The sequence below is a fragment of the Pedobacter cryoconitis genome, assembly GCF_003259615.1.
Taxonomy (GTDB): Bacteria; Bacteroidota; Bacteroidia; order Sphingobacteriales; family Sphingobacteriaceae; genus Pedobacter; species Pedobacter cryoconitis.
Window position 1 is genome coordinate 158,618 of record NZ_QLLR01000007.1, and the last position, 15,762, is coordinate 174,379.

At 41.7% G+C, this 15,762-nt stretch carries 11 protein-coding genes; 5 read left to right on the top strand and 6 right to left on the bottom strand.

Annotation, left to right across the window (positions count from 1 at the left end; translation table 11 throughout):
* Position 1 precedes the first annotated feature (1 nt).
* Positions 2-1,237 carry an MFS transporter gene (locus tag LY11_RS10260; RefSeq protein WP_111633618.1) on the top strand — a complete coding sequence of 412 codons (1,236 nt, stop codon included), beginning with the start codon at positions 2-4 and terminating at the stop codon, positions 1,235-1,237.
* Positions 1,238-1,276: 39 nt separating this feature from the next.
* Here the strand turns inward: LY11_RS10260 and LY11_RS10265 are convergent, their stop codons facing one another.
* The 4 genes from LY11_RS10265 to LY11_RS10280 are packed head-to-tail and all read right to left on the bottom strand — an operon-like array spanning position 1,277 to position 7,069.
* Positions 1,277-1,972, bottom strand: a complete 696-nt coding sequence (locus LY11_RS10265) for an ABC transporter ATP-binding protein (RefSeq protein WP_111633619.1) — start codon at positions 1,970-1,972, stop codon at positions 1,277-1,279.
* Between the two features lie 11 nt (positions 1,973-1,983).
* Positions 1,984-4,170: a TonB-dependent siderophore receptor gene (locus LY11_RS10270; RefSeq protein WP_111633620.1), complete on the bottom strand. Its 2,187-nt coding sequence runs from the start codon at positions 4,168-4,170 to the stop codon at positions 1,984-1,986.
* Positions 4,167-5,639 (bottom strand): DUF3526 domain-containing protein, encoded by a 1,473-nt coding sequence (locus LY11_RS10275; RefSeq protein ID WP_111633621.1) that lies wholly within the window; start codon positions 5,637-5,639, stop codon positions 4,167-4,169. The genes LY11_RS10270 and LY11_RS10275 overlap by 4 nt, the downstream gene beginning before the upstream one ends.
* Positions 5,640-5,641: 2 nt before the next feature.
* A complete protein-coding gene (locus LY11_RS10280; RefSeq protein ID WP_111633622.1) occupies positions 5,642-7,069 on the bottom strand; it encodes an ABC transporter permease subunit in 1,428 nt (475 codons plus the stop codon).
* 79 nt (positions 7,070-7,148) lie between these two features.
* Here LY11_RS10280 and LY11_RS10285 point away from each other — a divergent pair, with 79 nt between their 5' ends.
* Genes LY11_RS10285 through LY11_RS10300 form a run of 4 tightly spaced genes read left to right on the top strand, consistent with a single transcriptional unit; the run spans position 7,149 to position 14,952 of the window.
* Positions 7,149-9,353, top strand: coding sequence for a peptidase domain-containing ABC transporter (locus LY11_RS10285; RefSeq protein ID WP_111633623.1), 2,205 nt, complete (start codon positions 7,149-7,151; stop codon positions 9,351-9,353).
* A gap of 13 nt (positions 9,354-9,366) precedes the next feature.
* Positions 9,367-12,075 carry a lantibiotic dehydratase gene (locus LY11_RS10290; protein ID WP_111633624.1) on the top strand — a complete coding sequence of 903 codons (2,709 nt, stop codon included), beginning with the start codon at positions 9,367-9,369 and terminating at the stop codon, positions 12,073-12,075.
* A gap of 1 nt (position 12,076) precedes the next feature.
* A complete protein-coding gene (locus tag LY11_RS10295; protein WP_170132666.1) occupies positions 12,077-12,988 on the top strand; it encodes a thiopeptide-type bacteriocin biosynthesis protein in 912 nt (303 codons plus the stop codon).
* Positions 12,989-12,999: 11 nt separating this feature from the next.
* On the top strand, positions 13,000-14,952 hold the full coding sequence (locus tag LY11_RS10300) for a lanthionine synthetase LanC family protein (RefSeq protein WP_111633626.1): 1,953 nt from the start codon (positions 13,000-13,002) through the stop codon (positions 14,950-14,952).
* Between the two features lie 55 nt (positions 14,953-15,007).
* Here LY11_RS10300 and LY11_RS10305 read toward each other — a convergent pair whose 3' ends face one another.
* Both LY11_RS10305 and LY11_RS10310 read right to left on the bottom strand, forming a co-directional pair.
* Positions 15,008-15,199, bottom strand: a complete 192-nt coding sequence (locus LY11_RS10305; RefSeq protein ID WP_041882676.1) for a pinensin family lanthipeptide — start codon at positions 15,197-15,199, stop codon at positions 15,008-15,010.
* Between the two features lie 323 nt (positions 15,200-15,522).
* The coding region (locus tag LY11_RS10310) for an integrase core domain-containing protein (RefSeq protein WP_146610834.1) at positions 15,523-15,762 on the bottom strand (240 nt) is incomplete at its 5' end.

A 15,762-nucleotide genomic window follows, 5' to 3' on the forward strand; every position in this document is an offset into this window, starting at 1 on the left:
TATGGAGATCAGTACCTTCAATGCCTTTAAAAGCCGTAATTACAGGCTGTATTTTAGTGGTCAATCTATTTCTCTGATTGGAACCTGGATGCAGAAAACTGCAGTCAGCTGGGTCGTGTATTCAGAAACGCATTCTAAGTTCATGCTTGGACTTACGTTGTTTGCAAGCATGTTCCCGTCTTTTGTTTTTTCTTTTTTAGGCGGAGTAGCTTCCGATCGGTATAACCGCTATAAACTTTTACTCATTACGCAGTTTGCTTCCATGGGGCAGGCCATTTTGCTGACTTTACTGATTTTCTTCAGGCATTACTCAGTCTGGGAAATTATTGCACTCAGTGCTTTACTCGGTATTATCAACGCTTTCGATGTACCTGCAAGACAATCCTTAGTTTATGAAATGGTAGATGATAAAGCCGATTTGCCCAATGCACTCGCTTTAAATTCTTCTATGGTGAATTTATCCAGGCTCATCGGCCCGGGGATTGCCGGACTGGCGCTGGAAAAGTTTGGAGAGGATATTTGTTTCGGTCTGAATGCGGTGAGCTTTATTGCGGTGATCGGTTCTCTGCTGATGATGAAACTTCCGAAATATTTAGAGAAGCCAAGAACAAAAAATGTGTTTGGGGAACTTAAAGAAGGCTTTCAATATATTAAACAAACACCTTCTATTGCATTCGTGCTGATTATGCTGGCTTTAATCAGTCTGCTTGTTTTACCTTTCAGTACCCTGATCCCTGTTTATGCGAAAGATATTTTTAAAGGAACAGCTTCTACCTTTGGTGTGATTGATAGTGTAATCGGGCTGGGCGCGTTTTGCGGTGCTATTTTCCTCGCCTCTTTAAAACCCGGCAGGAACCTGAGAAAAATACTGGCTACCAATACTTTAATATTCGGAGCTGGACTGGTCTTATTTTCACACACCACTTACTATCCTATTGCCTTAGTCTTTGCGACCATATCCGGTTTCGGAATGATGTCACAGATTACCATTAGTAATACCTTGATTCAAACAACTGTAGATCCGGCAATGCGCGGAAGAGTCATCAGCTTTTATGCGATGGCCTTTTTCGGAATGCAGCCTTTAGGCGGCTTATTGATCGGAACCTTATCCCAATGGATTGGTACACCGGATACGGTGATGGCCCAAGGGATTATTACCCTGATTATCGGATTCGCACTTTTCCGGTTTTTACGTAAGGATGAAGCTAAAAGATTAAAAGCTGAGCAGGAGGTTTAATCCTGCTGCCCGGCTTTTTGGTTCAGATCGTGCCCTGGTTCAGATCGTTTCCAGGTATAACTTTTGTAAGTCATTCGCAGAAATATCCTTGGCATTCAACGTGTGGATGAGTGATCCCTGGCGCATAATCCCAATCCTTGTACCCACATTTACTGCATTAAAAATATCGTGCGTAGCCATAAAAACAGTTCTTCCATCCTGAGAAAGCTGCTTGACAATTTCACTGAATTCATGTGTGGCTTTTGGATCAAGTCCGCTGGTTGGCTCGTCCATTAAAATTACCGCTGCATTTTTGGCTACAGCAATAGCAATCCCTACTTTTTGGCGCATGCCTTTACTGTAATTTCCAATCCGCTTATGGAAAGCTTCCGGCTGTAAACCTGCTTGTAACAGGTAGGTTTCGAGCGTTTCTTTTTTATAATTAAATCCGGCGATCCGGCTAAAAAAATCAAGGTTCTCTAAACTGGTCAGGTTTGCATACAGCATCACAACTTCGGGGATATAAGCCAGAAATTTCCTGGTCTGCGGCTGATCCGGACTTACCAGAATCCCATTGACCAGTGCTTGTCCCGAGGAAGCCCCTGTAAAGCCTAAAAACAGATTAATTGTCGTGGTTTTACCTGCCCCGTTCTGGCCTAACAGACAAAATACTTCGCCGGGTTGAATAGTCAGGTTCAGGCCATTAAGCGCTACCTGGTCCCCATATTTTTTAGTCAGTTCTATTGCTTGTAACATATTTTTCTGGTTTAAAACTTAATTCCTACAGATACTCTTACATTAAACGGATCACCATCGATATAGTAGAAATTACGGCCATCATAGGGATAACCTGTAATTAAATCACCGGATGACATGTAGCGTTTACCAGTCAGGTTATCTGCGATTAAGCGAAAGAAATATTTATCCTGCACATAACTCAGTCCTGCATCATACTTGGTGAAATCGGGGATGTACTGGTTTTTCTCTGAGGTACTGCGTTTGATCATCGTCGTCTGACCTGCACTCAGGTTCAGGCTCGCTTTATTTTTTAGCGGGAAACTGTATTGTATCCAGGTATTAAAGATTTGCTGCGGAGTTTGCGGAAGTTCTTTACCCACCAGTTCCGGATCATCGTCTTTAGTGATTGTAGACTTCACATAAGTATAGTTGGTAGAAATGGAAAGCTGATCGGTAATATTTCCAATGACATCTATCTCGATCCCGTTACTTGTAACCTGGCCTGCAGGGATGACGAAGCCGGTATTGACCAGATCTGTTACCGGAACATTTGATTTTAAGGTATGAAACCCGTTTACAGTCGTGTATAAACGCGAGTTGAACCAGTTTCTTTTGATACCTAGTTCCATATCTTTACCTTTTTGAGGGTCAATCGCCTCTGTTCCGGTAACTTCTTTACTCACCGGATCTACGATAACTCTCTGGTAGCTTTGCGGAACAAAAGACTGGTCATACAGGAAGAAAATAGAGGTGGCCGGATTCACCAGGTAAGTTAGCGCGGCGCGTGGAGACAGTGCTTTTTGATTGTAATTGCTGGTTTTAACGACACCTTTGGCATTCGTGGTTTCTTTTTCATTGGTATACCAGGTATATCTCGCGCCAAGAGTCAATAAGAGCTTTTTATGCAGCTGGATATTGTCATAAACGAAGGCCGATTTGATAAAAGTATTGTTGTTTGTCCTGTTGATCCTGGTAATCTGATTCACGGTTTCGGGTGTGGCCGTATTGATTGTACCGGATTTGTTATAAGCTGATTCTATCTTTCCGTTATTCAATGATAAAGAATCCCTGCTGTTTGTATAATCTGCACCGAATAATAACTGATGCTTAATATCTTCGGTTTTAAGCTGGCCATTTGCAAATAGCTGCGTAGAAAAGGTCTTTCCTGCACCCATGGATAAGCTGGCCCTGCGTTTTGTATTTCCATCCGCATCAAAGTTTACCATACTTCCTTTGGAGGTCATATTCCAGTTTTTATAAGGGGAAGATAAATAAGAAGATTGTGAGGTAAGCTGCCAGTTGTTTTTGAATTTATGCACCGCATATATCCTTGCAGTTTCATTCTGTGTATAACTTGCAGGTAAACTACGCTCTGAACTATAATTTGTGCTGACCGGACCTTTTAAGATGTCTTGTTCACTTCGTACTTTGACAATTGCAGAACCATTCTGTACTTCCCCTCTGATGAAATCATATTCTGCCAGTACATAAGTATTTGGACTGAAATTATACTGGACTACCGGAGCCACCACGTATTTATTGGTACGAATATCATTCAGGTAAGAATCTTTGTGCTGATAAGCCGTATTGAAACGGTAAGAGAATCCTTTTTTCTGCACCTCAGAACCAATATCGGCAGTGATGCGGTACAGGTTGAAACTCCCTGCAGTTTGCACGATATTGAAAAGTTTATGCCCCGGGGTTTTGGTGAGGATATTGATAGAACCGCCCGGTTCACCTACAGAATTCAGGAAACCTGCAGGCCCTTTAACAAATTCTACATTTTCTATCAGTGCATCATCATCAATAGAAGCGCCATAACTAAAACGGCGCGACATCCCATTTAAAGTTGTATAAGCTGCGAAACCACGAATTTGTGCTACCGCAGAGTTATCAAACGGGGTGCTGTTATAACCGAAATAAACACCACTGGCATTACGTGCAGCATCTTTGAGTTCTAATGCGCCTTGTTGTTGCAAGAGTCCGCTGGAAACGCTGATAATATTCTGGGGGATCTGGATTAAAGGTTGTTGTAACTTCAGGCTGTTGGAGAGTGTATCGGTTTTGATCCTGACCTTTTTCTTGCTGGTCACGTTGATCTGGTTGAGTTTATTAATATGCCGCGTGGTATCGGCTAACTTTTTTTGTTGCTGGGCGTGGAGAAAACTTGGCAGTACGCTCAAACTGAGGATAAGTAAGTAAAGGGTTTTTTTCATTTGGTGTGGCAATTAGTGGAATTGTGAATTATTCGGACTTGTTTTTTCTTTGAAAGGGAAAGCTGACGGGCAACCAGCAGGAGGAATAAAATGGCCAGCCAGATGGATAGTGTACTGATCAGAATACGCAAGGCCCTGGTTTGATCTTCTGCGGGATGAAATGTGGGCAGGTGCTGAACTTCGGCAAGGCTTAATTTTTTGTTGGACAACAGGTAGCTGTTCATCAGCTTTACCCATTGATTTTGAAAGATGCTGGTCTGATTTTGATAATAGAGATAATCACTGAGCCCTGTTTTTGCAGTTGAATTCAGCAGCGCCTGCATTTGCGCCACCGGATTAAACCACGCCATTTGACTTAACCAGGCATTGTGTTTAGCAGCAGCTGTAGTATATTCCTGAACATTTTTGTTCATTCGCCTGCCGAGCAGGTCATAATAGGCTACGAATCTTTTATTGCCATAAATTGCAGTATCTCCGTCAGTTTTCAGACTAAGGTATTGCGGATTGTTTCGATAGAATTCCTGAAGCAACCCCGGGATCGGCATTTCCCAGGTATGCACCATCGTTTCCCGCTGACTGGATACAAGTTCAGTACGCAGGGGCATGGGATGTTTGAGCGCTGCAATTTTATTCATCACCGCTGGTAAGATCAGCGTGAGCAGTAACCAGATGCCAAGTAAAACTAAAGCGTTGAGTTGTGAAGATTTACGCAGGATGATCATCAGCCAGCAGACCGCAAACCAGAACAACAAATAGCTATTGGTAACCAGGAACCATAAAAGAACATCAGGCAGATGCAGGGCAGTGGAAGCTGGGTGAATAAACAGGCCGATGAAGCTCAGTATATTAGTCAGCAGGCTGACGAATAGCAGGCGGAAAAGAATTTTATGGAATAGAATGCACTTTATTTCTCCGCTTTGAACAGCTAGTAAGCGGTCAGTTTGCTGCTCAGCTTCTCTGGAAAAAAGATCATAACTCAAAATGATGATCAATAGCGGAAACAAATAGATCAGCACAAAAGAGAAATCGAAATTACCCGAAGCCAGTTTCTCCGGATTCGCAATTTCCGCGTTCGGAGGTGTTAAAACATCACGCTTACTACTGATGATGTCGAAATAGGGGAGCAGGTCGCGCTGACCAATAGCCATCAAAGCCAGTCCGGCAGGAGGATTGGTCGCTATCGGCGGCGCTTTGAATTCCACCACTTGCGGCAATCCGGCCTGCCGGGCCAGCATTTTCCCTTTGGCTGTAGTGGTATCGGTATGAAATCTGCTGATCAGTTCCTGAACATGTGCCTGCTGATTATTTACCAGCGTATCCAGTCCGGTTAATTGACTTTCAACAAATCGCTGGCCGTTGTACAGGCTATATAAACTCATCAGCAGGAAAAATAACAGCAAGAATAATTGAACTGGCTGACGTAAGAATTGCCGCCATTCGAAACGGAAAATTAAGATGGGTAACTGCATATTTAGCGCAATGAGGGTTTGGTAAGGAAGAATAACGCGATGGAAAGCAGGCCTGTCCAGCAGCTGATGGAAAGTAACGCCATCCGTTGTAAATACAGGGTTTCCGATAAGGTTGGAGCCTGGTAAGTGAAATCTTTGAGCTGGAGAAAAAACCGCGGATCTGCCTGGTAACTTTCATTTGATTTTACAGGATGAGTGGCCAGCTGAAGATTCAGTTTGCGGATTAACATATTGCGGTATGCTTTTGCCTGAAGAAAGAAGCTTTGATGGTGGTAAAAATCTGTACCGGACATTGCCATTGAAAGCCTTTTCAAACTCATAAAAGGGTCAGCTAAACCTGCATAATTCAAAAAAGATTGCTGCTGGTTAAAGGTGTTTGCCAGTTCCGCATAGTAATGGTCAAATACCTTGTTCTGATAATCTTCCTGGTATTGCAGCAGCAAACCATCGGCATTAACCGGAAGCTGAGCTGCACTCTCGGCCTTGTATTTTTTCAATAGCGCTGCATAGTATTTCTCTCCCCTTTCCTGGTAAGGCAAATCCCCGTTAATCCCTTTTAAAAACCCTTGCTTAACGTGATTGTTAAAAGCCGCACGTGAGCTCAAAGGGTACCAGTCTGCTGCTTTACCGGCCACTATTTTTGGAAAGAGAATACTGCTGAATAACCATACTGTTAAAACAGTTAAGGTGGCCGTTCTTGAAGTGCCGCTCAATGCAGATACGATCACACCAGTTAAAGTGACCAGTAAATAGAAAAGCAGGTAACCACAGACAATAATTAAAAACCGGCCCAGTAAAGCAGTACCCGAAGGAGAGAGCAGGATGACGAAAAACAGCACTGTAAAAATTGGCATGACCAGGAAAATCACCAACAAATAATTCGACCAAACCTTTCCCCAGGCCAGTTGTGAAGGCTTTATACCTTGTGCCATTAACATTTTAAAAGTGCCGGATTCTTTCTCACAGGTGAGCGCAGAAGAACTGATGAACAGCAATAACAGCGGGATCAGCAACTGCATAATCAAAGCGAGGGTAAACTGACCGAACCGCATCAAAGCATCGTTTCGTTCTGCATTGCTATAATCCACCTCATGTTGTACATGGGCTTCTACACGGTAGGTGGTTCCGAAATAATCATTGAGCCCGGGATCAAAAGCACTTAAAAGATTTAAAGGCTTAAAAAGATAAGTGCCGAAATGCGCAGCTTCATGTGGATTGTTATGTTGCGCCTCCCACTGCTGACGGAATTTTTTGTTGGAGCTTTCGCGGCTTTGCTGATCGTACTGGTATTGAAAAGCAGTCAGCAACCCGCTGATGAGGAACAAAGTATAAATAATTATAGCTAATGTGCTCATAATTTGATCACGAAAAGCTAACCTGAATTCTTTCCAGATTAAGGTGCGTAAAGGAGTAGAAACGGATGAGGACATTTATTAATTATTAATTGCATCAAAGTTGCATTATATTTATAATATTTGCAACATTGTTGTATTTAAGAATCGTTTAGCTATGTTTCAACCTTTCTCTTTGAGCAGGAATTTTCCGTTTTATAAACAACCAGATGCGATGGACTGCGGGCCGGTTTGTCTTAAAATAGTCTCGGCGTATTATGGGAAAACTTTTCCGGTAGCCTATTTCAGAAAACTCTGCAGTATAGGAAAACAGGGTACTACAATGGCTGGTATGCTGGAGGCGGCAGGTTTGCTGGGGTTCAAAACATTGGCTGCGGAACTGCCTTACGATCAACTGTTTACTAAGGTTCGGTTACCTTGCATCCTGCATTGGGAAAAGGAACACTATGTGGTTTTATACCGGATGACCGAGCAATACGCTTACCTGGCAGACCCTGCACTGAGTGGAAAGGTTAAAGTGCGAAAGGAAGATTTTATCCGCTCCTGGCAAATTAAAGAAGGAAGCACTATTGGCAGAGCTTTATTACTGGAAACCACCCCTGTTTTTCAGGAAAAACAAAGTATCGCTGATCATTCTGCCTCTTTATGGTCTTTATTGCCTTATCTCAAATTGCACCGTAAGAGCCTGATTCCTGTGGGGCTTAGTCTTTTACTGGCTTGTGGTTTCTCGCTGATCATTCCATTTTTAACCCAGCTGATTGTAGATAAGGGGATCCAGGGAAAAAATACAAACTTGCTTTTTCTGATCTGTATCGGGCAACTGATGTTGTTTTCCGGAAGGATGCTGATGGATTTTCTCCGTGCCAGGTTACTTTTCAGGTTAGGAGCCAGAACCAGTATCGTTTTACTAAAGGAGTTTCTGGCCAAGCTGATGCAACTGCCTTTTTCTTTTTTTGATAACCGGCAGGCAGGTGATAATATGCAGCGGGTGAATGATAACCAGCGGGTCGAAGAATTCCTGACGAATTCTCTGATCAGCTTTATTCTTTCTGCGATTACACTGATCGTATTGGGTGGGGTATTGTGCTATTATAACTGGCAGATCTTTTTAATCTTTTTGATTGGCGCAGTGATCAGTGTGGTCTGGTCTAATTCCTTCCAGCAAAAAAGAAAGGTTATTGACCAGAAGAAATTTAAAGTGCTTTCTGCCAACCAGCAGTTGCTGCTCGAGATTTTTTACGCGATGCAGGAAATTAAACTGACAGGGAGTGCGCAGGAAAAGCAGGAGTTATGGGAAGGGCTGCAAGATCAGTCTTACGGACTTAAGCTTGAAGCTTTACAACTGGATCAGCTGATGCAGGGAATTGGCTATTTCATTAATGAAGTCAAGAATGTACTGATCACTTATGCGGCTGCAATGCTGGTGATCAATGATCAGGTTACCCTGGGCGGGATGCTGGCCATTACTTACATCTGCGGGCAGCTCAATACGCCGGTTACACAACTTGTTGAGTTTGCCCGGGTCTCTCAAAATACAAAGTTCAGTTTACAGCGGATGGCAGAAGTACATCAGGAAGCGGAAGAAGATTTTGAGGTCGGATACCAGGAAATGGCCACCGTGCCCGAAGCTATCGAACTGAAACAGGTGAGCTTTCAATATGGAAATAGCCGGGCACCATTCGTTCTGAAAAATGTAGACCTGTTGATTCCCGCTGGTAAGGTTACAGCTATCGTGGGCATGAGCGGAAGTGGGAAAACTACGCTGATCAAACTGTTGCTGAAGTTTTACCAGGTGAGCAAAGGATCAATTAGGATTGGTAACCGTTCTGTAGATCAGGTACATGCCAGGCAGTGGAGAGCAGTATGCGGCGTGGTGATGCAAGACGGTTATATCTTTATGGATACGATTGCGAATAATATTTTTGCCGGCTCAGCAGTCAAAGACAAAGCGCGGCTTTATGAAGTTTCCAGGCTGGCCAATATGCACGATTTTTTTATGGCTATGCCGTTTGGCTATGAGACTGTAGTGGGAAAAGATGGTTATGGCTTAAGTGAAGGACAAAAACAAAGGCTGCTGATTGCCCGGCTGATCTATAGAAACCCGGCCTATATATTTCTGGATGAAGCAACCAATTCTCTGGATGCACACAATGAGTTGTCAATTGTCAACAATCTGAATAATTTCTTCGCCGGGAAAACGGTACTGATCGTTGCGCATCGTTTAAGTACGGTAAAAAACGCAGATCAGATCGTTGTGCTGCATCAAGGTGAGCTGGTTGAAAAAGGAACACATCAGGAGCTGATCAACCGGAAGGGGAGCTATTACCAGCTCATTAAAAATCAACTGGAGCTAAGTAAATAATTTAAATAAAAAAATGAGCATTGAGATATTTCCACACGCTTTAGTAAGATATGCAGGGATGAATTACCAGGCTTTTGATTCTTTTAAATTGGAAGAGTTCAAAGGGATACTGCGAAAAGATCAACAGATGAAAGCTGCAAAAGCAAAGCTTAAAGTATTGATTTGTGAAGGGTTATTTGAGCTGATTACTGTTCAAACTAATGATGCCCTGCGGCAGCGGCTCATTAATCTTAAAAGACAGGTATTTAATGATAAAAAGGTGAGTCTGCAAAAGCTGGAAGAACTGCCGGATATGTTTTCTGCAGAGCTGGCCCTTGATTTTCAGAATTATCTGCAGGTGAGCCAGCATATGGAGACTTTCCATCAAATGAATACTTTAAACTATCAGAAGCTGATGCTGGAACATAGCATGAAACTTCAGGAAATGGCTATGGATACGGGCTTGCAAAATGGACTGCTTTTATCAAGCCCTGTTTTACTGGAACAATTAGCAGGCTATGTGCAAAAAGAGCCGGCTTCCTTCCGTCAAAAGGAATTGCGGATAGAGTTCAGTTTGCTGCGTTATTTAACAAGGATGTGCTTTAAAACCTCTCCATTCAGCACTTTTACTTATACCGGAATTATGCAATTAGCTAAGTCCGGGATTCCTTCGTCCGTGGCTAAAACTGTTAAAAATAGCCTGCGGCTCAATAACGCATTATTTGAATACCTGAAATCTATCTTGGTCCATCATCCTGCCGTGAATGAATTGCTGACTATCAAACTTAATAAAACGGCGGTCATTAAGGCCGATAAAATACACTTCCTGGTTAATTTTAATAATATAGAATCCTTTCAGCTTTTGCCGGCTTCAGGTTTACAAATATTGGTCTTCAATTACCTTAAAGATACTCAGGAGCCAGTAAATATGAAAGAACTGGCGAATTATATGGCTGATGTTGTGGAGCAAGCTGATTACACGTCAATTAAAAACTATCTTTTTAAACTGGTCGCTGCGGGTTTACTGGAGCCTGGTATGGAGACTTCAGGAATTGATCCGCAATGGAATCATAAATTATTGAAATTCTTTACTGGCCTTGAGAGCAGTGAGCCAGCAGTTTTTCAAATCATTTATTTGTTTAAGCAACTGCAGCAATATCAGCTGGCGTATGTAAAGAGCGATACTGTAAAGCGAAAGCTGATCCTGGATTATGCGGAGAAAACGGTAGCTGATGTTTTTCAGAAATTACAAGCTGAGGCCGGGCTCCCGTTAATTGTGGAGCAGTCTGATCCGGGCAGGATAAAAACACCACCTGTTAACGGCGTTTTTGAAACCTTGAATTTCGTCCCGCATCATTTCTCCGGCAGGCAGCTGTTTTATGAAGATTGTTATACACCTGATCCGGAAATTCTGGAAGATCGTTATCTTAAAGAGTTTACGGCAAAGGCCGATCAGCTTTTAAATCACCTGCTTCCGCTCGATTTACTGAAAACTGAGCGTGAGAAAATGATTAGTTTCTTTCTGGAACATTACCCTGCACAGGCGCAGGTGAAAGTGATTGATTTTTACCAGGCTTATTATTTTCATGTCAAAAAACCTGAAAAGGAGAAAGCTGCCGGGGCAGGTGCGGCCCTATCAGACATGGGTGATTGGGAAAAAGAGATCAGTGGAAAACTAGCTATGCTGACACAGCATAAACCAAATACGCTGGATCTGGGGAATGATTTTTTTCCGAAACCATCACCGGGCGTAACCCCGGTTGCTGCTACTCAGTATTCAAGAGGGCTTTTCGTTCAGTTTTACAAAGGGAAATTGCAACAGGGTGTCCAAAATCAGGACTGTGTTTTCGGCGTAATCAATACTGTACTGCCGGGGATGGGTAAAGTAAGTGGTCGTTTCTTACCCTTATTTGCAGCTGATATAACTACAGATTTTGTGAAATATAATGCACAGCTTCATCCTGAAATGCTCAAAGTTGAGCTCAACGATGCTTCAAGTTTTAATGCCAATATCCATCCTTCTTTACTCACCCACGAACTCGCTTTGCCAGGTGGAAATAAAAGTTATCCGGAGAAACAGCAGATTCCCGTAGATGAATTAACCGTAAGCTTTGAACAGCAGACAGGCACTTTAAAACTAACTTATCAACAGCAGCAGGTCTTTACCTACGATTTGTGCCTGGAATCTTTTTATAACCGCTCTAATCTGTACCAGCTTCTCGCTCATTTTAACCAGGAAACAAAACTTTCTTTACAGCCATTTATCAATCTAGTAGATACCTGTTATCTGAATATGGGAGAACAGGAGCACGATATTGAGTCCCTGCCAAGAATTACTTATGAAAATTCGGTTATTCTCAGGAGAAAAACCTGGCGTATAAAAACAGGCTGTATACCTGTTCAGCAGCCGGGAGAAACGGCTTACGCTTATTTTATCAGGATTAATGTTTGGCGCAGTCAGCATGGTATCCCTGTAATGCTATTTTTATTCCTGAGGAAAAGATCTTTTGTGATTCAGCCCTCAGCACAGGCGAAAGGCAAAAAAGAAGGACTTGGCGATGATTATAAACCTCAGTTTATTTCCTTTGAACAACCTTTACTGGTCGAAATGTTTAAGCGTTTGCTGGTTAGAGCAGGTGATTATGTGATTATCGAGGAAATGCTTCCTGTGGCTAATGCTACAACTCAATCTGGTTACGATGAGCCTGTTAAGGAATATTTGCTCCAATGGTATAAGTATTAGGATGAATAGGAAAGTTAAATCTGCAGCGCATCAATGGTTTGTTGCCTACCTGTTTTATCCCGGAGATCTGGATTTGATGTTAAAGGAATTAATTGCACCATTTATCCGTGAATTTTCTCCTGATTTAAACTGGTTTTTTATCCGTTATTGGGAAAATGGAGGCCATATCAGGCTAAGGATCAAAACTGAGATCTCTTTACACGATGTTTTGGCTAAAGCATTGGAAAAAAGAGCGGGTGATTTTTTTATTCAGTATCCGGCTGCCGGGAAATTGAACGCTTCTGCTTCTACGGCTGTGACTGGTTCTTTATCCACTGACCAAACCATACAGTTTTCTGTTTATGAACCTGAAACTATGCGTTATGGCAATCAGCAGAGCTTGCGATGGGCTGAGCTTCATTTTTTTAAGTCTTCAGCTTTCATTTTGGACTGGATTTGTACGAGAAAACCGGGCGCTTCTGTCTTGCTGCAAGCTTTGCGGTTACACCTGGTTTTATTGCTGGCTACCGGATGGGAAATTTTCCGGTTGATCACGGTCTGTAATTTTTTTATCGATGGCTGGCTGTCTCGTTTGTATATTTCAGGAACGGATACAGCGGTTCAAAAAATATTCTGGTTAAAAGAATTCGAAATTTCGTTTAACCGGACAAAAGAGGTTATTTTACCTGCATCAAAAGTTTTTTGGGAAGAAGTTACTTCGGGGACAGCAGATAAAAAGCTACAAGATTTGTTAAAGGAAAATATACTGATCATGCAAAATTACCAGCAGGCAGAATTTGAAGAAACCAAATACATTGAAATCATGACGAGTCTGATGCACATGAATAACAACCGCCTGGGTATAAGCAATCAGGAAGAGGCTTATGGAATGTACTGTACCCTTCGATGTCTCGATTTTATTGCCAATTCTTAATTTAAAAATTCATGTATTCATTTACCCACTTACAAACCCAGAGAATTCATAAGCAATTGGCGCAGGTGAAAAATGATTTGCTGGCCTCCTGTAAAAGGGATGAAATTGGGGTATACTGGCAGAGTCCTTTTTATGAGACTGCTGAAAAGTTTTCTTTTCAAACAACGGTTGATATTTTTAATGGAAATAGCGGTATTGCTTTATTTTATATTGGTCTTTTTGAACTTTCCGGTGATAGGGAAGACTTAAAAATGGCAGCAGATATTGTCAATAAAGTGCTGCAGGAAGAAGCTGTTTTAAAGCCGCGTTCTTTTGGGTTTTATACGGGGATTACGGGCGTGATTTATGTCTGTATCAAACTTTATGAGCACAATAAAGAAGAGCAATATTTACGACATGCTTCACAATTATTATCGGACAATCAGGAAAATATTGTTAATAATACGGTGAAAGCTGATTTGTTAAGTGGATATTCCGGCAGCTTGCTGGTGATCACTTTACTGTACCATCATCTGCAAACTAAAAACTTGTTGACTATCATTCATCAGCTGGTGGACAGGATTATTAAAGAAGCCAGGATTTCGGAGTTTGGGTTGAAATGGGATTATAATCAATCGAAATCATCTTTTGATAGTTTGGCTGGATTTTCCCACGGAGCATCGGGAATTGCCTGTGTTTTAATGCAGGTGGGCAATTATTTTAAAAATGATGGATTGATTTATCTTGCCGAACAGGCGCTTGCTTATGAGATGCAGTATTTTGATTCCGGTTCTGGAAATTGGCTGGATCTGAGGTTAGGTAAATTCAGGCTGAGTTTACCAGATGCACACCGATGGGATCTGGATGTGTTCATACCAGAAATGAATAAGGTAAATTCATGGGCACATGGTGCTGGCGGGATTGGTCTGGCCAGGTTATTTGCATATGAGCTGACAGGAAAGGAAATTTACCTTGAACAGTGTGAGTTGGTGATGAAAAAATGTTCGAAGGATCTTGAAAAAATGCACCGCACTGATTTTACGCTTTGCAGCGGGTATACAGGTTTGCTGCCTTTTTTATCCCGGTTTGCCGATCTGCAGCAAAAGAATTATGCCGGATTAATTTTATCAGTAGTTGATCAGGCTGGTGTACAATATGCGCGCAAGCGGAGTTATAACACCTATATTTCTGCCAATCAATTTGATTATGGGCTATTATCGGGTAAGTCTGGTGTCGGTTATATACTGTTGCAATTACTGAATAAAGATATGGAGAGTGTTATTTATCCTGTTTTGCCTTTGAACGATAAAGGCCATCCAGTGATAGCTGGTTCTGATAAGTCTGCGATCAGGCAGCGGATTTTCTCCACTTATTACGTTAAAACAATTTCTCTTTTAGATCAGCTTGAACCTGATTTTATGCTGAAACTACAAGCTGAGGATTTCAATGAGCTGGAAGCGCGGCTTGATCAAAAAATAAGCAGGCTGCCGGATCTTGAAGAATATGGAATTGCAGAAGTATTTGACTTTGAGCAGAAGATGGCGGCCAGGTGGAAATTACATAAGGGCTATTTATGTTATAAAAAAAAGAAGGAATTTATACTGGATCAGGCTAAACAATTGTCTGTAGCGACTACCGAAGAATTATGCGGCTTATCATTCGTGCTAAATGATCATGTGAGTTTTTATCCGCTGAATAAAAAGCTTAAAAGAACAATGGGGCTCTTACAAAGTTATCAGGCCGCATTATTTATGTCAGAAGAAAGCGGTGTAAGTACGGTTTATATTGGTCAGCTGAGTATGTTGATCCTGAATTATCTTTATCAGCAGGCGATGACCGGTCAAGAACTGATCAGCCTGATCTTAGCGGACTTTTTACCAAATGCGCAACAGCTGCTGGAAACTACCGTATTGCGGGAGAGAATTCTGTTACAAATGAGATCACTGATCATCAGTGGTATGATCGGCCTGAACGAAAATGTATAACAAAAGAGGACCGGTTTCCGGTCCTCTTTTGTTAACAATTGATTATTTGATTAAACTAGCAAATAACTGTAGTACACTTAATGGCAGGTGTATGGTGGTCATCTGTAGGTTCAGTATGCGTTGGTTCTGATACATTACCTAATCCGCCTGATAAACGCATGGCAACTTCACTGTCAATACTGGTTACGAAGCTTTCTAATTGAAGATCTTCAAGGTTTAACTTGATTTTTTCTGATTGATTTTTCATAAGATTATAATTTCATTAAATATAATGCCTGCTGTGGTAACGGGTTTTTGGCATGTCCCCGGTTGCAACAATGCTAAGATAGTTATTTGCAACATAGTTGCAAAGTATATTTGAATGAAAATTAAAATAATTGGCAGGTGGGTTAAAGGCTGTCAGAAAACGGTGTGAAAGGAAGGATAAGCAGGGGATTTTGGGGTAATTTCAGTATAAGACTTAACAGGGGTTTTGCAGGATGTCTTATACTGAAATTACCTGACACAGGGTCTTGTCCGGTTTTTAGTTTACAGTTTTGAAGAGTGAATATTTCTACTTAAAACTATACATTATGATTTGATTGTAACTACATCTGGCACTTTTTTCTTTCTGGTATTTTTCCAGTATTTTATCAATGGTTCAGTAGTTTGATGAGCAACTTCTGGAGTTAGAAAACTACAACTCATATGTGGTCTAATATTATTGTAGGCTTCTATTGCTGTTTTTACTGCGAATAATGCTTCAGTTCGGGATTTGAATATCCTGCTTAGTTTAAATTCAGTTTTTAGAATACCATTTATCCTTTCAGC